General features: G+C 41.0%; 12 protein-coding genes. 4 read left to right on the top strand and 8 right to left on the bottom strand.

The genetic code is table 11. The features are described from left to right. Window positions 1–28: 28 nt before the first annotated feature. Window positions 29–346: a thioredoxin gene (locus tag A2W93_04130; GenBank protein ID OFY54370.1), complete on the top strand. Its 318-nt coding sequence runs from the start codon at window positions 29–31 to the stop codon at window positions 344–346. Continuing rightward, complete coding sequence (locus A2W93_04135) at window positions 343–1269, top strand: hypothetical protein (protein OFY54371.1); 927 nt, start codon at window positions 343–345, stop codon at window positions 1267–1269. Before A2W93_04130 ends, A2W93_04135 begins: the two co-directional genes overlap by 4 nt. On the opposite strand, the gene A2W93_04140 is transcribed toward A2W93_04135, so the two are convergent. Continuing rightward, on the bottom strand, window positions 1237–2568 hold the full coding sequence (locus A2W93_04140) for a hypothetical protein (protein OFY54372.1): 1332 nt from the start codon (window positions 2566–2568) through the stop codon (window positions 1237–1239). The genes A2W93_04135 and A2W93_04140 overlap by 33 nt on opposite strands. Before the next feature lie 255 nt (window positions 2569–2823). Between A2W93_04140 and A2W93_04145 the strand changes: the two genes are divergently transcribed. Beyond that, window positions 2824–3360: a DNA-binding protein gene (locus tag A2W93_04145; GenBank protein ID OFY54373.1), complete on the top strand. Its 537-nt coding sequence runs from the start codon at window positions 2824–2826 to the stop codon at window positions 3358–3360. A gap of 2 nt (window positions 3361–3362) precedes the next feature. On the opposite strand, the gene A2W93_04150 is transcribed toward A2W93_04145, so the two are convergent. The 3 genes from A2W93_04150 to A2W93_04160 all read right to left on the bottom strand — a co-directional run bounded on the left by A2W93_04150 (window position 3363) and on the right by A2W93_04160 (window position 8023). Then, the gene (locus tag A2W93_04150; protein ID OFY54374.1) at window positions 3363–4982 is read right to left on the bottom strand and encodes a hypothetical protein; all 1620 of its coding nucleotides are present in this window, start codon (window positions 4980–4982) and stop codon (window positions 3363–3365) included. A gap of 94 nt (window positions 4983–5076) precedes the next feature. Further along, window positions 5077–6906 carry a hypothetical protein gene (locus tag A2W93_04155; protein OFY54375.1) on the bottom strand — a complete coding sequence of 610 codons (1830 nt, stop codon included), beginning with the start codon at window positions 6904–6906 and terminating at the stop codon, window positions 5077–5079. Between the two features lie 235 nt (window positions 6907–7141). Beyond that, entirely contained in the window at window positions 7142–8023 is an 882-nt protein-coding gene (locus tag A2W93_04160) for a 4-hydroxy-3-methylbut-2-enyl diphosphate reductase (protein OFY54376.1), read from the bottom strand. Window positions 8024–8248: 225 nt separating this feature from the next. On the opposite strand from A2W93_04160, the gene A2W93_04165 reads away from it, so the two are divergent. After that, window positions 8249–13522 (top strand): hypothetical protein, encoded by a 5274-nt coding sequence (locus tag A2W93_04165; protein ID OFY54377.1) that lies wholly within the window; start codon window positions 8249–8251, stop codon window positions 13520–13522. A gap of 52 nt (window positions 13523–13574) precedes the next feature. On the opposite strand, the gene A2W93_04170 is transcribed toward A2W93_04165, so the two are convergent. From A2W93_04170 to A2W93_04185, 4 genes are all read right to left on the bottom strand, one after another. Then, window positions 13575–14483, bottom strand: a complete 909-nt coding sequence (locus A2W93_04170; protein ID OFY54378.1) for a restriction endonuclease — start codon at window positions 14481–14483, stop codon at window positions 13575–13577. A 446-nt stretch (window positions 14484–14929) separates the two neighbouring features. Further along, entirely contained in the window at window positions 14930–15826 is an 897-nt protein-coding gene (locus tag A2W93_04175; protein ID OFY54379.1) for a hypothetical protein, read from the bottom strand. Between the two features lie 205 nt (window positions 15827–16031). Then, the gene (locus A2W93_04180) at window positions 16032–16622 is read right to left on the bottom strand and encodes a hypothetical protein (protein ID OFY54380.1); all 591 of its coding nucleotides are present in this window, start codon (window positions 16620–16622) and stop codon (window positions 16032–16034) included. Between the two features lie 1379 nt (window positions 16623–18001). Then, entirely contained in the window at window positions 18002–20806 is a 2805-nt protein-coding gene (locus A2W93_04185) for a hypothetical protein (protein ID OFY54381.1), read from the bottom strand. Between the last annotated feature and the right edge of the window lie 135 nt (window positions 20807–20941).

A 20941-nucleotide genomic window follows, 5' to 3' on the forward strand; every position in this document is an offset into this window, starting at 1 on the left:
ATTGTTCTAACTTTAAAATATAGTATTTATGGCACATCAATTCACCGATGCTGATTTTGAAAAAGACGTCCTGCAGAGCGACGTTCCTGTTATTGTTGATTTTTGGGCAGAGTGGTGCGGTCCATGTCGCATGATTGGGCCTATCATCGAAGAGCTTGGAAATGATTATGCCGGCAAAGCAAAAGTCGGCAAAGTGAATGTGGATGAAAATCCGCAAATCACTTCGCAATTCGGCATCCGGAATATTCCCACTGTTTTATTTTTCAAAGGCGGACAGCTTGTTGACAAACATGTTGGCGCTGCATCGAAAAGAACATTTGAAGAAAAACTACAGAAGCTGCTTTGATAGATTGGAATGACAACAGGCTGCAGCAGTTCGGGTATCTCGGATTGCGCGCACGTCAGGTAGTAGAAGGATTTATAACGGGGCTTCACAAGAGCCCCTTTCATGGTTTTTCGGTTGAATTTTCCGAACATCGGCAATACAATTCGGGAGAGAGCACGCGCTTTATCGACTGGAAACTTTTTGCCAGAAGCGAAAAACTTTTTATCAAACGTTTCGAAGAAGAGACCAACCTGCGCTGTCGTATTATCATTGACGGCTCTGCATCGATGCTCTTTCCCGGCGACAGCAGCAAACCGCAGGAACTGCAAAGCAAATATCATTTTTCGGTATTTCTGGCAGCTGTTTTCATGATCATTTTCCGTCAGCAGCGCGATGCTGTTGGATTGTCATTGATCAACAAGGAGCTCGAAACACACACTGCTGCGAAATCCACGTTTATTCATCATCAGTATCTGATGAGTATTCTGGAAAAGCATCTTGAGAAAATTAAAAAGGAACCGGCTCCCGAAACGCAGCTGGTACCGGCATTGCATGAGATTGCCGAACGAATTCATCGTCGCTCCATGGTCATCATTTTCAGCGATCTGTTCGATGCTGCGCACGATCCCGATGCCTTGCTTGATGCACTGCAACATCTCCGGCATAATGGCAACGAAGTGATTGTTTTTCACACGCTCGATAAAAAGTTCGAAGAAGATTTTGAATTCGGGAATATGCCGCATAAATTTATTGATCTGGAAAACCGCTCTGTGATTAAAATCAGGCCGGCCGAAGTCAGAGAAATGTATCAGAAGAATTTCGCAAAACTCATGAGTGAAATTCGCACAAAATCGCCTCAGTACGGAGTCGATTATGTTGAGGCTGATTTGAATGCCGGACTGGAAGGTGTTCTACTTCCGTTCTTCGCCCGCCGTAGAATGTGATTCAGCAAGCTTCTTATAATATTTCATTCTTGTGTATAAGTACACAATAGTAAGTATCAAAATCATAAAAAATCCCAGCAGCAGTCCTGTGAAAAGTGTTTTTCCAGCTGATTGTTTCAATTCCGTTGCACTGTTTTCATTAATCGCTTTGCTGGATATTTGAGCTGGAAGTCCGACTGATGCAGCCATTTTCTGATATTTCAGCGCTTCTTCAAATTCCCCAAGGGCCGAATAGTTTTCACTCAGTTGTTGCAAAATTGTTCTAAGTCCCGACAAATAATTCATATCCGCCGCAAATTCGTATGCATTCAGCAAGTACTGATTCGCTTCTTCATATTTTTTGTTTTTTGAAAGAATAAAACCTTGTTGCATGAGCGCGTCGCAGGCCAACAAATTATTATCGGTTTCCACACATCGGTTCAGGGCTTCAAAAAGATAAAACTCCGCGCTATCCGGTTTATTCTCATCGCTCAGGAGTTTGGAGTAAAATATTTGTGCATTTATAAGTTCAATATCATTTTTGTTCTGTTTGCTTAAGTCAATGGCTTTCACAATAAATTTTCGGGCCTGTGCAAAATCGCTGCTAATCCGGTAATTGTCGCCCAGATTTGAAAGAACCATTGATAGGTGCTGACTGTCGTTGACCAGGGTGAAATATCCGAGCGCTTTTTGATAAAACTCATTGCCTTTAAGCTTATTGCCGGCTTCGGAATAGGCACTGCCGATATTGATCCAGGTTTGCGCTTCGCCAAATGCATTGCCGGTGGTGCGTTCGAAATCGCCTGAAAGTCTGTAGTATTCAATGGCTTTTGGATAATCACCGTTAATCTGAAAAATCTGACCGAGGTTGTTTAATCCATAGGCCATTCCTGAAGTATCTTTTAGCGATCGATCAATATTCAGACTGACGGTGTAATACTTTTCAGCTTGCTTAAAATTGCTCAACTGATAATATACCATTCCGGTATTATTGGCTGCGGCTGACATTCCGGCTGCATTATTGAGCAATTTATAAAACCGGTAACTTTTTTTGAAAGAAGCAATAGCAATGTCGTATTGACTAAGGTAGTACTGAGCTAAGCCAATGTTGATGAGACTTTCGGCCATTGTCAGCGTATCCGATTGCTTTTCTGAAACTTTATATGCAGCTTCCGCAATGCTTAAACTCGTTTGCATGTCTGATTGCCTAAATTCGACAGCCAGTACGTTCAGAGAGTCGGCAGCGGATATATTTTCCTGAGCATCGACAGTAAGTGATGTCCAGACAATAAGCAATATTATTGTAAAAATATTTTTCATGAAAAACAAAAATACAACCTTTTTGGGGAATAATATCGATTTCAATTTTGTCGTGTAACTACGTGAATAATAGATAATAGGAGCACTTATTGAAAATTGGAGGTCGCAAATTGCGTCCTCCAATTTAGAGCGATTTGCGTATTTTAGTTGAATTGAAAAGCGACAACAAATGATTACAAATATTTATATCCGACAGTAAATACTTAATAACCGAATAATTATGTAAACAGGTAGTTATTTTGCAATAAAAACGCCATGAAGACAGAAACCATCTCAGTATTCCCGGACGAAATTATCCTGAATAAAATATTTCTTATCCGGGGCAAAAAAGTGATGATCGACCGTGACCTGGCTGAAATGTACGATGTAGAGACAAAAAGATTAAAGGAGGCGGTTAAACGAAATATTGAACGCTTTCCAAAGGACTTTATGTTTGAAATGAATAAAAGGGAATTTAAAAATTGGAGGTCGCAATTTGCGACCTCCAATTCCGACAACATGGGTCTACGCTATGCTCCGTGCTGTTTTACAGAGCAGGGGGTCACCATGTTGGCTTGTATCCTAAATAGTAAGAGAGCAATCGACGTAAATATCAGGATTATTCGCGTTTTTACACGCATGCGTGAAATGATAATGACTAACAAAGATATCCTTCTTAAACTTGAGCAGCTCGAAACTCAGGTTTTGCGAAGCAGCGACGACATACAACTGATCTTTTCTGCATTGAAGCAATTGCTTACACAGCCAGAGGTTCCCCGAAAAAAAATTGGATTCAAACAATCCTGTACGTGACGTTATTCAATAATTATTTTAGTTGAAAAAACAATTCCATTTTTGTTTAAAACAGCTGCTTTCAGCACACAATTACTGGAGTTTGAAAACCTGACAACTCTTACTTCATTTAGCTGTGGAGTAGCCGTGATGCAGCCTCCCTCGATACTCCAAAACACTTTTTCAATTCCGGTGCTTGGCGTGATTGAATATTCATTATTTGTAGTTTTTTCCAAATTGAAAGTATCTCTTAAAATCTGCGCATTCAGGAAACTATCGATGGCATGATGAATTAATTTTAAATCGGAAGTATATTTATTATTTTCATCAATCTGAGGTTCATGATTTCCACCTGAGATTTTAAGCAGGGTGACAGGGAATCCAATAGATGAAGTTTTCTCAAATATGGGTCCTGAACCATAGACTTTTTTAGAGAAAAAAGAGGAGTATTCTTCACCGACATTTTTGAAAGGATAATCATATCCGTATGGAACGATATTATCTGAATCACCGTGAATAAGCAGCATGGGAGTCTTTTCAAATTCATCAATCATTTCTATATCAGTAAGGGCTCCCCACATATTTATTACTCCTTTCAGGCGGAATTTGTCCTTGTAATTGTTTCCAGAGCAATCGAGACATCCCAGGTCGTCCTGCAGCATCAGCAGGTTTCCATCAACACTTTCAAATGATTCAGAATCAGCCATGAATGCTGTTTTCATCGCAATGAATCCGCCCGCACTGTTTCCGGCAACAAAGATGTGATTTGTGTCGATCCTGTATTTTTTATTGTTTTTTACAAGCCACCGGAATGCGGCACGGGTATCCTGAATAGCTCTGTAGATGCATCGTTCGAGATTTGAATATGCGCCGGGAATAAACAAATATCCGAGTCTGTAATTGATGCTCGCCACTACGTATCCAAGCTTTGCATAATGAATTGCGAGTTTTTGCTGTAGTTTATCGCGCTTGTCGCCAACAATAAATGCACCACCATGAATCAGCATCAGCAGCGGTCTTGATGAAACCGTGTCGCCTTTTGGCTGATAGATGTCCATTTTTAATGAAAGGTCGTCGGTAAACAAATTATTGCCGAGTTCATTCAAAACCTCCGAAATAATATCAGGATAGGATTCGTAATTCATTTTAGAAATCGGCTTCGACTGATAAAAGCCCGATGCTTTGCCGTATGTGACCTCGCTGCGCTGAATGGTGTCGAAAACGGCTTCAACATATCTGTTGCCAAAGGCTGGAATTGTATATTCGGGTTGCAAAAAGAAGGTGCTCTTTTCTTTTTTATTTGAGTTGTTTATAAAAACCAGTTTATCCGATTCAATAATCCATTTTCCATTTTGAGAGATCTCAAATTGGGGCAAACGAACATGAATCGAGTTATTTGAAATTTCAATTTTACCGGGAGTTACGCTTAATGTGTTTTCATCCGCAAATGCAGTGCCTGACGCTGTTTGCTTATCGACTTCCTCAAATTTTAAAAAAAGTTTTCTGCTATCAAAAGTGCCAGAGTAATATCTGCGAATATTAATTTTTGAAAAATCAGCAACAGGGGTCCTGTCGCAGGCGTGAATTGCAATCACGATCAGCGTAAAATAAAAATATGACTTTATCGCATTCGAAAATCGCATGTACAAACATAAGAAAATTTCATGTTCGAAACAATTGTAAGTTGAAGGGCGACTACAATGAGTCGAAATAAATGAAAGATGTAAGATCTGAAAATCAGATCACAACCAGTACCACTCTCAATTTCTCCAATTCTTTTAATAATGCAAGAATTGTCTGTTTGGTATTTTCGAGTTCAATTTCAAACTGAGAGATCAGGATATTGAAACGGCCTTTCATATTTTTGAGAAGACCTGAGTAATACTCAATCCCATCAATCATATTCTGAGAGAACGACTGAATTGATTTTGGCTGAATCTGATTATTTTGATTCTTTAACGACTCGAATTTTTGCTGGAGTGTGTCGAGATACATGCGCAGTTCATTGATGAACATGTGAGGCCGGTCTGTCCTTGTAATAACATTGGTGCGACCATAAATATGATCGGTCATTTCCTGCAATGTCATTTCCTTTGAGAAATAGGCCAGATTCGGACCGGGGCAAACAGAAACGCCATCGCCTTCGAGCTTTGTGTCAAGGTCATTTACAAGCAAAGCCGAAGTCCCCAATCCTACGCAAATACATGCTTTTTCGACAATCTTCCTGTATTCAACTGCATATTCTTCAGGAGACAGATTCTTATCGTCGAGTTCCTTGATTTTTGCAGCCTGATAAGTATTTGATCCGGCGCAAATATTATTGCCGGTTTTGTCAACATTGAGAGCCAGATTTTTCTTATGGCATGGACTTCCGGGCTTACCGCTTTTAATGCGTTCCTCTTGTTCAATTTCCTTGCTGTTACCTCTCAGATTATTGAAAAGAACACCTAAAGGGGAGACGGTGCTCAGGTAAAGATCTTTTTCTTTAGCTTCCATCATTTTCTGCAAAGTGAAATCATCGACATTGGTCACTTCGGGTACGAGCAGAAAGGGAGTACCCCAGCCGATGGAATCAAGCTGGTAGTATTCGAGTAAAAAATCATGTTCTTCAGATGTACCAACGCCACCCTGTGCGGTAATACGCATGGGCAGGCTTTCAGGAACCGGAAGATTTTTCGAAGCAAGCGCTTCCTGAAGAATTGAAAAAACAGTTTGATACAGCTCTCCACGATTATTCTTAAACTCTTCAAGGATGGGCCCCATCAGAAATCCATCAGTTGCAAAAGCATGTCCGCCGCAGTTCAATCCTGATTCCATGCGGTATTCCGACACCCAGATTCCTTTTTTTGCCAGAAATTTTCCCTGAATAATTGCCGAGCGATAGTCGCTGACCTTGATGGTTACTTTCTTGCGGATATGTCCTTTTTCATCGGGAAAAAAGTCACTGAATTGCTGAATATATCCATAAAGCGAAGGATTCATTCCAGCCGAAAATACGATTGATGATTCCAGATCACTGTTGGCAAATCCGCGCAAAGCTGAATGTGCATCGTTTCGATCTGAGGGCAGCCGTTCTCCGTTTTTGTAATTGATTTTATCAAGCTTGGTCATGATGTTTACATCAATGCTTCCAAGGGTGAGATTGTCTTTCAACCACTGACGTGTTGCATCCTGCGAAGGATTTGTCTGCCGGAAAGCTTTGAAACGTTTGTCCAGTTCTGAATCTGGTGGAAGTAAGCTGAAATATTTTTCAACAGAAACCGGGCTGTTAATCAGCTGATCAAAACGTTTTTCAACAATAAATTTTAAAAGATTGAGATATGCTGTAGTTCTTTTTGCCCTGCAATCATCATCCGTACGGCTGATTTCTTCGTAGGGCTGACTGTGAACAGCGCATAATTTCTTGCGTAGTCTTTCCATCAATCCGTCATCAAGCAGCGAAGCAACTGTGTCAATGCCATAAGGCGCAACACGGGTTGCTGCATCAATGGTGAAACCAATTCCCATGACAGGGATGTGAAAGGAGTGTGCTTTTATTTCTGGAGTGTGAGTTGGGGAAGTGTTCATTTGAAATACTTTTTTTTTGGCCTTTTAATGTTCGGCCATGAACAGATTAGAAAGATATGATTTTTTCGTCTGTTTGGGGATAATCATACCTCTTTTCAGCGCAAAGGTAAACATTTATTCTGAAACTGGCTTAAACCCTGCTTAAATATGCCAATTGGCTTACAGCGCATTTATTGAAGTGTTTTGGGGTATGTTGCTTGCGTTTTAGCGAAATTTAATTGCCTGATTAACAAGATTATAAAATGTTCATTTTTTCAATATTTTTCGAAACTTCTTCCATTAGCCACATTGGAGTTGAAGTCGCGCCACAAATTCCAACACTGTCGGTGGCCCGAAACCATTCCTTTTTAAGTTGCGTAACATCGGAAATCATGTAACAACGGTGATTTACCTCCTGGCAAATGCTGAACAGAAACTGACCGTTTGAGCTTTTAATCCCGCTGACAAAAATCACGATATCGTGTTCAGATGCAAATTTCCGTAATTGCGGAACCCTTTTCGAAACAAGGCGGCAAATGGTATTGTTGATGGTGAGACTTTTGTCCGGATCGATTCCGGATTTAATCATTGTCTGTTTGATTGCTTCAGCTACCTGATAAAATCCGTTTTCATCCTTGGTCGTTTGAGAAAATAATACGATGGGCTTTGTAAAATCAATGCCAGTGAGATTGTCCGGCGAGCTGATTATAATTGCTTTATCGCTGATCTGACCATTGAGCCCAATGACTTCAGCATGCCCGTGTTTGCCGTAAATCACAACCTGACCATTCTGAGCCGACATTTGATCAAATCCGGTAATGATTCTTTTCTGCAACTTGAGTACAACCGGACAGGAATAATCGAGCAGCGTCAGATTGTTTTGACGGGCAATTTCATAAGTCGAGGGTGGCTCTCCGTGCGCTCTTATGAGAACCCGCTCGTTTTTTAGCGATTTAAATTGGTCATAAGTAATTACTTCCAGACCAAGGTTGCGCAAACGATCCATTTCGGAACTATTGTGCACCAGATCGCCAAGACAATATAGTCTTTTGCTCTGCCTGAGTTCTTTCTCAGCAGCCTGAATGGCCGAAGTAACGCCCGAGCAAAATCCGGATTTATTGTCGATTGTGATTTTCATTGCTATTACGAAGGTACGCAATTTTGCCAAATCCCTCGAAGGGTTCCAAACCCTTCGAGGGATAAGCCGCAAATGTGAAAATCAGCATTCAAATACATCTCTTATCTTTGTAAAGAAACAAAACTGTCCGGAATCCGTAAAAAGAATTCAATCACGCGCGATTAATAAAAAGCATTGCCCACTGCAAAAAAAATATTTTTCCGTTGTCTGATTTCATGCTTATTCATGATCTCAGTCGTTGTGGCTGTGGCTCAACCCGTCGGCGATGACCAGCAGGTAAAAACAGAAGCAGATCTGTTGTTTTCTCAGCAGAAGTATGGAGAGGCATTTCCGCTTTATTCGCAGTTGCTGAGTATTCATCGCAAAGACGCGTATTATTCATACCGCTTCGGTGTATGTCTGCTGTATACCGACCGCCGCGATCCCGAAGCTCCGATGAAATACATGGAACCTTCTGTGGGCGAGCTTTCCGGTGAAGATGCGTATATGATTTATTTTCATCTGGGCGTAGCCTATCATCAGGCTTATAGGTTTGGTGAGGCTTTGCGGGCATTCGAAGCTTTCAAGGGGAAAGTCCCGGCCAAAAGCCCTTATGCGAAAGAGGCGCTGATTCGCAATCAGATGTGCAGCAACGGCATTTCTCTGCTTCAGAATCTAAGTGATTTGTCGGTGATGAAAAAATACGAGGTTGGTACCGAAAGCTTTTTTCGCTCGTACGATATTTCAAAATTTGGAGGCCGCATTGGTCCCAAGCCGGATTTTCTGAAAACCAAACCCGACCGCCAATCATCGGATCCGGAGCTTATTTTCATCAGCGATACGCATAATGTTGTTTACTACAGCAGCTATGGCAAAAAGAATGCGACCGGGCGCGATATTTACAGAGTGTACAAACTCCCTGACGGGAAATTCTCAACGCCGGAAAAACTCAGCGATGCAGTTAATACGCCTTACGACGAAAATTATCCCTATCTGTTGCCCGATGGCCGAACACTTTATTTCAGTTCGAAAGGCCACAATTCAATGGGCGGCTATGATATTTTCAGAACGGAGTTTGACACGATCAACAAAGAATGGTCTGTACCTGTAAATGTCGATTTTGCCATCAATACACCCTTTGACGACATTCTTTTTATTACAGATCCAAGCCAGCGCTACGCCTGGTTTTCGTCGTTGAGAAACAGCAGCGATGGGCGCATTCTGGTATTTCTTGTTCGCATCGACCGCAAAATTCCTGTTTACGACAACTACAATCCGGAGCTAATTGCAGGAGGCAATATCGATATAAACAGTCCGGAATATCTTGAAACCATTGCGAAGCTGCGCGAAAAGGCCAGTCTGGATGTAAACAGCAATGAAGAAATCGCAATTGACACTACCAAAATAATTGCTTCGGGTAATAATGCAAAATACAATATTCCTGCAAATCCTACAGGTGATCAGATTGTTGATATTGCATTTAACCACGTTGCTTCAGCCGAAGACCAGCTCGATAATTTTCGCAACATGCGCGATGCATCGCTGAAAATTTCGGAACAGAAAAAAGATCTGGCTGCAGCACTCAATAAGCAAAGTCTGGATTTACACGAAAAAGCAGTAGGCGAAACGGATGCGAAAAAGAGAAAGGATTTAATGGCGCAGGCCAACGATCTTTCGAAAAAGTCGTTGCTCCTTACCGATGAATCTGATCTGGCGAAACAGATGTATAACCAGTATGTTTCAGCAGCTGATGAGCAGGCAAAGAACTTTGACCAGATTCAGGATAAGGCCGGGAATGTTCAGAAACTGGCTCTTTCGAGGCAAATTGACAATTCGGTGGTTTTACTTAAAGAACTGATTGATGGAATCGATACATTCAAAGTCAATCTGGTTCAGCTCGACAAGAAAATTCGCGGCGACAGTGAGTATGTATCAGCGCTCGAAAAAAATATAGCCGACGATCTTTCCGAAGCGGCTAATCTTGAAAGCCAGGCCCTAAAGCTGGATAAGGAAGCGAGCCAGTATAAAAATGAAGCTGCACTTGCAACTGATCAGGAAATGAAAGACGAATATCTTTCAGAAGCAAATAATCTTTTGAAAGAAGCCGCCGACAATCGCGAAAAGGCGCAGCAACTTAAGAATGACGCCCGCCAACAACAGACTGAGCTGGTTGAATTGAAATCAAAATCAGATAAGCGCGATGATCTTGTTGCAGACGCAATAGCTTACGTCGACTCGCTTCAAAAAGCTTCGAATAATAACCAGGTAGTTGCCGACAACAACAATCAAATCGCTTCTGATACCATCAATCAAAATCTGGTTAACAACAATAATCAGAATAATGTTGACAACAATCAGAATAACAACAACATTATTATTGCAGATACGAACAATCAGGATTCAACGGACAATATTCAGATTATTGCAGACAACAATGCAGTTTTGAACAATAACAATCAGGATGTGACGAATAACAACCAGATTATTGCTAACAACAATCAGAATGCAAACAACATTGTAGTGGATACAGTCAATGCTCAGAATTCTGATAATCAATCAGAGAAAGTCGCTATTCAAATATCGCAGGAAATAACGGCAGCAGCGGATTCTGTTGAGAAGCTGATTGAGCATAACAATCGTGAATCGGATGCCATCAGTCTTGCCTTTGCCAAAAAGAAAAGTGATTATGATTTCAAGTTGTCCGAATGGGTCAAACTCCGCGACCTGCCTAATCTTTCGCAAAGTCAGGTAGTAAAAAAATCGGAGCTTGAAGCAGACCTGACTGAGCTGAATCTGCAAATGAATGTACTGAGTGATTATCACGATGAGCTTGATAAACACAATGCTCCGTTGATGCAGGCGGGCAGCGATTTTGATAAACTCATGCAGGATCTTTCGGAGAAATCAACCGCTGATACAAATGAATTGAAAACGCTGCAGGCCAGAAGTAAAGCCATTATTGATGCTATGCAACCTGCGACTGATGATTCGGAACAAATACTTGCAATCAATACAACTGAGATCAAATCGGAAATTAGCAAGATCGAGAAAGACAGAAATGCTTTGCAACCGGAGTTGAACGATATCGAGAAAAAGATTCAGATTCTGAACGAAAAGCTTGAAAATACGGATAATCCGAAAAAGCGCACGCAGATTGAAACGGACATTGCAGTCAACAAAGAAAAAGCAGACGCCCTTAAAGAACGGCTGTCAGAGCTGAATGAGATGATTATCGCACTGAATGATTCAATCGGATATCTCGAAAGACATCATCAGCTGCTGGGTGAAGTAAGGTCTTCCTATTTACAGATTCCTGACAGCGAGCTGAAAACCATGTCGGAAAAGTGGAACAGCACAGTGCTAAAACCAGATGTGAAAAATGTTGAAATGTTGCCTGATTTCAATGCATACGATCAGCAAAACATTCCGGCTGACACTACTCAAAATATTACAGACAATAATCAGAACATAGCCGATAATAATAATCAGGTTGTTCAGGACAACAACAATCAGAATGTCCAGGATAATAACAATCTGACTGAAAAGGTTGCTGTCAGCGACGAAGAGCAGGATCTGATACAGTCATCGTTCTATGAATCGGGTGCGCAGACTTTCATGGTTCGCATTGCTTCGCTGAAGAAAAAGCTGGCTACGAATCCAGCCGATTCGAATCAGATAAAAAATGAAATTGCAGTATTGACAAAGACTATGCAGGCCTACAATAATGAAGCAGATGCATATGAAAACAATGCGGAGAACAATTTGAAACTTGTCGGAAAGCAGCTCCCGGAGAAGATTCCGGAGTATTCCGAAAAATCGATGATCGACTTTCATGAGCAGCTGTCCGATGTAGAAATGCAAAAAGCCGACAGTGTGCAACGACTCGCTGATGCTAGCACCGACGCGGTTGTCAAAAACAAACTTCAGAAACAGGCCGATGATTTTAAGGAATCCGCAAAGCGCCACTATCTGATGGCTTCGGATATTTACGGGATTTGGAATAACAGCGAATTCGAAAGCAACAATATAGCATTCACTGAAAGCAATGTCAATCGCACCCAGGACACTGACAATGCACGCATGCTGATGATTGAGGCACGACAACTCCGAAGCGAAGCTTATGGTGAAAGTGATTTTGCGAAACAACGCGAAATTTTGGCGCAGGCACAGAAGAAAGAGGCGGCTGCCATTGATTCGCAGGAAAAATCGATGGAGCAGAACAGCATTGAAAATCCTGAAAAAATTGTCAGCAAGACCATTGCCGAAATTGAAAGTACAACAGGAAACGACATTGCTGAGATCACAAAACAATATCCTTCAAATACGGCACTGCTGGCTGCTTATGAGAAGTCGCAACAAACCAGCGACAGCATTATCGAGGACAACAATCAGATTACGGCAAACAGCAATATTACCAATCAAAACAACAATCAGGTTGTAGATAACAATGTGACCAACGTAAACACGCAGGTGTCTGAGAACAACAATCAGATTACAGACAATGCTGCAAATAACAATCAGGCAGAGAATATTGTTGTTGCGAATAATCAGGTGACCAATGAGCGTGTTGCTGACAATAAATTATATTACCGCATTCAGATTTCGGCATCGAGAGTTGAAATTGATACAACAAAATATTTTCAGGGAATGAATGTGGTTGTTGACAAAACCGGTGGATGGAATCAATACATGACCGGATATTTCACTTCCTACAACCCAGCATTGACCGAACTCAGACGCGTGCAACCAATGGGATATGCCGATGCTTTCATTGTTGCCTATTACGACGGCAAGCGCGTTCCGGTGTACGAAGCGCGACGAATGGAGCAGGGCGGAACGCCGGCAAATGTTGCGCAGACCGCATCGACAGGCAATTTCAGCATGAACGATGTGGAAGGACTTGTGTATTCCGTTCAGGTGGGCGTGTATGCAAAAACCCGCAACAGTACATCGCTTTTCGGCATCAGTCCTTTGATTGAGGAGCGGATGAACAACGGCTATTACCGTTATTATGCCGGCACATTCAACAACATGAACGACGCTGTAACCGCAAGAAATAAAATCCGCACCAGCGGTGTCCCCGATGCTTTTGTGGTCATACTCTACAAAGGGAAGAAAATCACGCAGGCCGAAGCTGCGCAATTGCAGACTGACGGAACGACTTTCGGCGGCGGATTGAAACAGTCCGGAGCCGGCACCCAGCCGCAGAATACACAGGTGACACCGACAAATATTACACCTGCATCCAAGCCCGTTTTCAAAGTCCAGATTGGCGCCTACAGCAAAGATGTACCGGTGAATGTGGTGAACGAACTGATTGCCTTAGCCGGGCAGGGCATCGAAACCACCAAGAATGATGCGGGTTTGACCGTGTACACCGTAGGCAATTTCTCCAAATACACCGAAGCCGAAGCAAAGAAAAACGAACTCAACGCCAAAGGCCTGAGCGATGCATTTGTTGTTGCATATATTGATGGCAAGCGGGTTTCGGTGAGTGAGGCTAGAAAAATTGGTGATTAGAAAGCGGAAGTGACCATGTCACGGATTTAAAATCCGCGCCATGGATGTATCTTTATTCATCCCCAAAGTAATCACTATCGATTCTTTTTATCTCAAAAATATTCACAGTCGAAACCGCTAAATTATGATCAATCATAAGTTCAGCTAAACTTTCTCCGTCAATTAAAACAATCTTTGTTTCATTTCTTGGCTGATATTCTTTTGCTTCATTTGTAAATCTCGAAGTTGTAATGAAAACACCTTTTTTTGCACCTTGCCCTGCTAATGCACCCACAAATTTTTGTATTTCAGGTCTTCCAACAACATTTTCCCAGCGTTTTGCTTGTATATAAATTACATCAAGTCCAAGTTTATCTTCTTTTATTATGCCATCAATTCCTTCATCACCTGAACGACCTATCGAACGACCTGCGTCTTTTATCGAACCGCCGTAACCCATTTTTACTAATAATTCCACAACTAAAGATTCGAAAAATGCAGGGCTGCTACTTTTAATTTTCAAAAGCAGTTCTTGTGCAAGATTTTTTCTGATACTCAAATAACTATTTTCTAATACTTCCTCAGGTGTCGAATCTGTTGGTATATTTTCATTGTCGGTTATCGAATCATCTTCTTTTATTCGGCCAGTTCTTTCCTGATAAGCTGGGATGGTCTTTAATACCCTCAAATTAATTTCTGTAGGATTCGATCCCAAAAACAGTTTCCCAGCTTCAGTGATTCTAAAAGAACTTCTCTTAGTATTTTCAATCAATCCAGCCATTTTAATATGAGACTTTGCCCAGGCAACTCGATTCGAAAAGGTCTTAGCTGCGCCGCTTGGTAAAAATTCATTTATTTCAGCATCTGTCAGATTAAAATGCTCTGCTAATTTCTGATTAGTCTCATTTGTAGTGTGTTCATCTCCGTCAGATAGAATCTGAATGAAAGGAAGCATAATTGTCTGAAAATCGGGTATCATAATACTTCAATGTTATATGTTTGTGCTTTTATAAGGTTTGCAATAGCGTTATAACGTTATTTGCATCGGTTCCTCACAAAAATACAAATATTTCACATATACATCAATCGAATTTTTTTGTGCTGGCTTGTGGCGACAGAATGGGGGATTGGGCTGGGAATGGTGGTCATGTCGCGGATAACTCACTGATTATTTTTTTGCAAAGGAGTTCGAGAGCTCATCACTTCCAGCGTTTCGGTTGCCAAATCCGCGCCATGGGGGTGAGTGATTGTGTGTGAATTCAACAATGTAAATCGTATTTATATCTTACGAAATATTTTCGTCACACTTTGCAAAACAGCAGTTCGCTGGCCTGAACAACCAATGATACTTTAACAATATTAGAATAACTGTTAGTGGCGTTCCGTTGGGCTCAATGGCCTTCTACTCGATTATGTATTGTTTTAATTCTAGTAGTATTCAATAACTCTTTCAATAATATATATTTCTTCATCATCAATTATTTCAATTTGCTCAATCCAATTTTCTTTTGAGTCATATTTATATTGATAAGACCATGTTGCATCAATGTTTCCTGAATCATTAGTCTCAACAACCTCTTTCTCATTTCCTTTTTCAAAAGTGTACGATATTTTCCCCTCAATCTCTCCTTCAGTAAAATTTTCCCAATATTCATGAGTTCGAACATAATTCTCATAAACATAAGTTGCTTTTTCTAATATTCCCTCATCACTGTCATGCCATGTTTCAGTAATTAAGTTTCCGTAAGAATCATATAAATAATCTAACCATTCTTTGTAGTCATCAAATATTGATTCCTCTTTTATTAATCTGTCATTCTCATCATATGAAAATCGCGTTATTCCAACTTTCTGCCCTTTAATGTTAAACTCCTGTTTTTCAACAAGTCGATTGTTCTCATCGTAAAGGAACTTGTATATTGATTCTCTTTCTTCTCCCGGAGCATTTGCATTCGAGGAACTTATTTGACTCGGTTGACGATTAGTTTCTTTCATTGAGATTAATCTACCAGACGAGTCGTATGTATAGGTTCTTGTATGATACAACATTTCTGATTTCACAAGTTTCCCATTAGCATAATCGAACTGTTCCATTCGGGATATTTTTGAATCTGAGTCAAAGTAGATTTTATTCATCTTGTTACCATTGGAATCAAATTCAGTTTTGGAATCCTGCTGCCAATTTGATTTCCAACCTCTCCGGATTTTAGCATATCCATCAGTTGTTGATTTTCCAATATAGGATATCTCGGTAATTGATTTAACCCTATCTTTTAAATTTAAATCTTTTAAAGATAAATCCTGAGCGAATGTCAAGCTTGGCATCAATATTAAAAAAATAATTATTTGTCTGCTAGTTTTCATATGTTATTGTTTGCCTTAGTCAAATAACGGTTTTCAGCTAACCAAAGAAGGGACGATTTCGAAGCACTGACTTGTCAAGTTACACAAAAGCTTATTAGATGCAGAAACGCTGAAATACCCACTATCTCGGCAATATAATACACTGCCTGTTATGCACCAACAATTATTATTTTTCATCCTTCATCTTTTGTCGTTCTACTTGCAACTTGTCTTGAAAATCTTTATTAAACGGATCAGCTGTCACATTTTTTAAAGCCTTAGCATATTCAGGATGATTTCTGTACTTTATGTCTATCAACTTACCATTAGGCATAAGAATTAGAATTAATCCAAACCCTCCAACAATTAGTAGTCTTTTAAAAACATGAATATAAAATTTATTTCTTGTTTTTATGTACCGGATTTGAGTCACTATTAACACGATAATCATTCCAGCCAATCCGTTGATTAATTCAAGATTTGCACCTGGGTATGATTGGAATTTAAACAAAATACCAATAATGGTAATAGATAATACTATTCCTGTTGCAACCGACCCAATAATTCTCACTGTACTAATGCCTTTATAAGATTCTTTCTTGAAGGCACTTTTAAGTCCAATATTATTCAATAATACAAAACTCAAAGCAAAATAAAACATCGAATATATTGAAAGCGTTAAGACTGTTAAAACCCCACCACCTGGAACTAAAAGTAAATTTAGAACAAGTGAGAGAATTGAACTCAATCCAATTATTAATTCAATTTTTCGCATCATATCTTTCTTTTTATATTTGGTGCATAATAATTTATATACTCACCCCAACTGTCCAAAAGGCGCATCAATCCGCCCAACAAGGAATGCTTTGAGCACTTTCTAATGTTTTTGAGGTGCATCAATCTTTCAAAAATACAAATATTTCACATATACATCAATCGAATTTTTTTGTGCTGGCTTGTGGCGACAGAATGGGGGATTGGGCTGGGAAGGTTTTCCGGGAGATCCCGGGTCTGGCCCGGGAATTTTGTACTCCACTGAATCAGTCTTCACCGCAGGTGAAGTCGGATTCGAACGTGTCCGCCCACTGGCGGATTAGCGTTCATCTGCAGTATGTGTGGTTTTAATCTTTTCGCGTTCATTTGCGTTTATTCGCGGAAGAAAAGAAGAAGGTCACGCGTCAACGTAAAACGTTGCAAGCGGGAGACGCGCGCCCAACGGGGTGGTTGCATGCGAGAGGCACGCGCTAAATGTGAGTTTATAAAGTTGAAAGTTATGAAGTTGAAAGGCATTTCAATAAACACAGTTCATGAAATATTCAAAAAGCAGGAATGTCGAAATGCCAGATTTATTCTAAACCCAAATTGCCTATCAACCTGGGAAGTGCTAATTCAGCGCGGATGTCGCCATATATGATTTTCGGACAAGAAAATGTGCGGTCAGCGGAAAAAATATTTCGGAGCAAAGCGGAGAACCATGATCCGGATGTCTGTTTGAGGAGCAAAGCGACGAGTTATATCCGGTTGGAGCTGACCGAATATTTTCCCGAAAATCATATCCGGCGACTAGCTTTTCTTTTGGTACTTTTCTTTTTGCAATGAAAAAGAAAAGTACACAAAATAGCTTCGTAGGTTTTCCGGGAGATCCCTATTAATGAACTCTGAATAAGGAACAAGGGAGTGTGAATGATGAACGGTACTTTAATCAGGATTTACTTCTAACTTCTGATTTCCTTGTTAATTGTTCAATATTCAGTTATTGTGTCTTCGTGTCCTTGTGGCGAATATTCTCTGCGTCTCCGCGCCCTCTGCGCGACGCAAATGTGAACTCTCTCTGCGCCTTAGCGCCCTCTGCGCGATGCAAATGCGAACTCACTTTGCGCCCTTTGCGCGCGACCCACTGAATCACCCTTCATCGCAGATGAAGGGTGATTCGCATTAGCGTCAATGAGACCTGCTGAGGGAAGCTAAATTCTTCGCGAGAATTGGCGTAATTCGCGGAAGAAAGATGTTCGTGTCCTGATGCCTTTGTGGCATCAATCCAACTCTGGGCGCGCGTCTCCTGCATGCAACGTTATACGTTGACGCGTGACCTGTAATAAAAAGGGCCGTCACTTGTGCAACGGCCCTTTCGGTTATGGTACTTTGTTGAAAGTATTTCTACTTGCTTTCGGGAAGCCAATAGTTTGTCTGAATGCTTACTCCATTGAAATATTTCTGTGCTATTTCGCAAAGTTTAGCCGGAGTAATGGCGTTGAGTCTTTGTTCAACAGTAAGAATTCTTTCAGGATCGGTTCCGTTGATATAAGCGGCCTGCAGGTTGTTCATCCAGTAATTATTTTTCTGAATATTCACCTTGTAGGTTTCTAAAGCCGGCTCGCGGACACGTTTCCAGTCATTTTCGGTAATATTTCCAGGGATTTTAGTTTCTTCTACCAGTCGCAGGAATGTTTCATTCACAGCTACAATATTATCGGGACTGCATGGGAAATTCGACTGCATTAAAAGTTCCTCTTTCGGAAATTTTCGTACCGATCCGTAAAAACCGCCACCATAAATGGCACTCATCTTTTCGCGGATGGTATCTACAATGCGGGTGTTAATAACCGATGTCAACTGTTGCAGAATGAATACATCCTCAACATCGTATTTGGCAGCTTTGGTATAAAAATGCACCAGCTTTGCTTTTTGTTCACTTCCTTTATTGAGCGTGAAGCTGTTTTTACCACTTTTTGTGGAGAAGCCGAGATCGACATATTTTGCTTCGGATTTGCCTGCCGGAATTCCACCAATGTATTTTTCAATTAAAGGTTTGATCTGTTCTTCGGTGAACGAACCAACGAAAGTGTAATACATTCCTTTTGGATTTCCAATGCGGTCTTTGTAGAATGCAATGGCGTTGTCGATGTTGATTTTATCGTAATCAGACGGGCTGCTGATGCGGTGTGCACGCGGATTATTCTGATACAACACATTGTAAATTGTGTCGCTGAAAAGATTTTCAGGATTGTCTTTCACCTGCAGCAGTTGCTGTTTTGAGCGGGTAATGAATGAACCGAATGCATCAACGTCTTTGCGTGGCTCGGTGCATTTCAGGAAAATGAGTTGGAACATGGTCTCCATATCTTTCACACCGCAGTTACCTGAAACATTTTCAGTGTAGTCATCAACTACCGGCGAAACACTTACGTTTTTACCAGACAGAAATTTGGTGAGATCAGCAGATGAAAATTCACCGTAGCCCATTTCATCAACGGCATTGTTGCTGAACTGTGCGCTTTGATAATCTTTTCCGGTATAAGTGCTGTAGCCACCCAATTTACTTCCTTTAAAGACAATCTCATCGTTTTTGAAAGTAGTGGGTTTGATGCTGACAATGGCGCCGTTTCCAAGCGTGTAGGTGATGGTGCCGAGCTTTTCATTTCTTTCGGTTTTAACAATTGCACCAGGTGTCGGTTCCGATTTCAGCAGCGATGAAGCAATCTGTTTTTCGACGTAGGGTTTAATGTCTGATTTCAAAGCCTCATCCACCCATGATTTGAGCATTTCGTTGGTGGGATTTTTGTCCGAAGTTTTGGTGGTCACATAGCAGAAATAACTCTGATCGATGTCAATGGTTTTGCGCACGGCATCGAAGTTCGAGAGAGAAATATCTTTCAGATGATCTTTCACAAAATTGTATTCCCATTCAATACCCGGGATGGGTTCACTTTCAAGATAATTGTTCACATATTCGTTTACGAGTCGGCCTGATTCAGTTTTATTACGCTCATTATACTGCTTTTCATATTGTGAAAGCACGGTAGCTTTTGCTCTTTCGAGCTCATTTTCGGTAAACCCGAATTGTTTTGCACGAATGCATTCAACAACCAGTGCCTGAACTGCCTCTTTGATGCCATCGGGGCTGCAGGCGGCAACTCCTGAAAAGCTTTCGTAACCGCGCGCCCAGCCACCGTTGTATGCGTAGGCAAAAATAAATGGGGGAGTTGCAGAAGAAACTTTTTCATCGAGCCGTGAGTAAATCATTGCGTATGCAAGATTATCAACCACATCGTTCAGATAGTCAGCTTCGGTTAATGTTTTTGGCTGAGGGCGCGGATTTCCAACAATGCTAACATAGGTCATGTCGGCTTCAGGGTCGCTAACAACAACAGCCTGACTTGCTGAAAATGGCTTCAATTCAAATGTTTCAGGACGTTTGCGTGCATTTGCAGGATCTTTGTGCGCTGAAAATTTTTCGATAATGAGTTTTTCAGCGTCTTCAACGGGCATGTCGCCAACAACCACCACAGCTTGCAGACTCGGGCGGTACCAGTCTTTGAAAAAGCGGCGGATAGTTTCGTATTTGAAAGATGAAATAATTTCGTCCTTTCCGATTGGCAGGCGATTGCTGTATTTCGAGCCATTGAGCATCAGAGGCAGCCACGTTTTCATCATACGGTCGTCAGCGCCTTTGCCCAGGCGGCTTTCCGAAAGAATAACGCCGCGTTCCTTGTCAATTTCTTCGTCAGTCAGCAACACTCCACTGGCCCAGTCTGAAATCACGGTGAAAGCTTTGTCAAGTTTTTCTTTGTCATCGCTTGGAACAGGCAAAATATAAACTGTCTGATCGAATCCGGTATAAGCATTCAGGTCGTTTCCAAACCCTACACCAATACTCTGAAGATAAGACACGAGCTCATTTCCGGGAAAGTGCGACAGACCATTGAAGCACATGTGTTCCAAAAAGTGCGCAAGGCCCTGCTGGTCGTCATCTTCGAGAATCGAACCTGCATTGACAACCAAACGAAGCTCTACTTTATTTTCGGGCTTTTCGTTGTGTCTGATATAGTACTTCAAGCCGTTGGGCAGTGTCCCGATCTTCACATCGGATGACACAGGGATTTTGTTTGTGCTCACTTGTGCGTTCACACTCAGCATTGCGCCAAGCAGAAGTCCGGTAAAGAGAACAATGAATTTTTTCATCGGATTTTTTAATTTTAAATTTAATTGGCAAACAAATCTAACTCTTCTTTTTACAATTTATTTCATAAAATCTGCAAACTGAATTTTATTTTTGATTCGAAAATTTATAAACATCAGTAAATCAACTAGTAAAAC

The organism is Bacteroidetes bacterium GWF2_43_63 (genome assembly GCA_001769275.1).
Classification (GTDB): Bacteria; Bacteroidota; Bacteroidia; order Bacteroidales; family DTU049; genus GWF2-43-63.

Excerpts from the sequence above, each read along its gene's own strand:
- A2W93_04175 (OFY54379.1), bottom strand. The coding sequence starts at position 15,826 with ATGCCAAGCTTGACATTCGCTCAGGATTTATCTTTAAAAGATTTAAAT.
- A2W93_04180 (OFY54380.1), bottom strand. The coding sequence starts at position 16,622 with ATGATGCGAAAAATTGAATTAATAATTGGATTGAGTTCAATTCTCTCA.
- A2W93_04130 (OFY54370.1), top strand. The coding sequence starts at position 29 with ATGGCACATCAATTCACCGATGCTGATTTTGAAAAAGACGTCCTGCAG.
- A2W93_04155 (OFY54375.1), bottom strand. The coding sequence starts at position 6,906 with ATGAACACTTCCCCAACTCACACTCCAGAAATAAAAGCACACTCCTTT.
- A2W93_04160 (OFY54376.1), bottom strand. The coding sequence starts at position 8,023 with ATGAAAATCACAATCGACAATAAATCCGGATTTTGCTCGGGCGTTACT.
- A2W93_04140 (OFY54372.1), bottom strand. The coding sequence starts at position 2,568 with ATGAAAAATATTTTTACAATAATATTGCTTATTGTCTGGACATCACTT.
- A2W93_04145 (OFY54373.1), top strand. The coding sequence starts at position 2,824 with ATGAAGACAGAAACCATCTCAGTATTCCCGGACGAAATTATCCTGAAT.
- A2W93_04165 (OFY54377.1), top strand. The coding sequence starts at position 8,249 with ATGATCTCAGTCGTTGTGGCTGTGGCTCAACCCGTCGGCGATGACCAG.
- A2W93_04185 (OFY54381.1), bottom strand. The coding sequence starts at position 20,806 with ATGAAAAAATTCATTGTTCTCTTTACCGGACTTCTGCTTGGCGCAATG.
- A2W93_04150 (OFY54374.1), bottom strand. The coding sequence starts at position 4,982 with ATGCGATTTTCGAATGCGATAAAGTCATATTTTTATTTTACGCTGATC.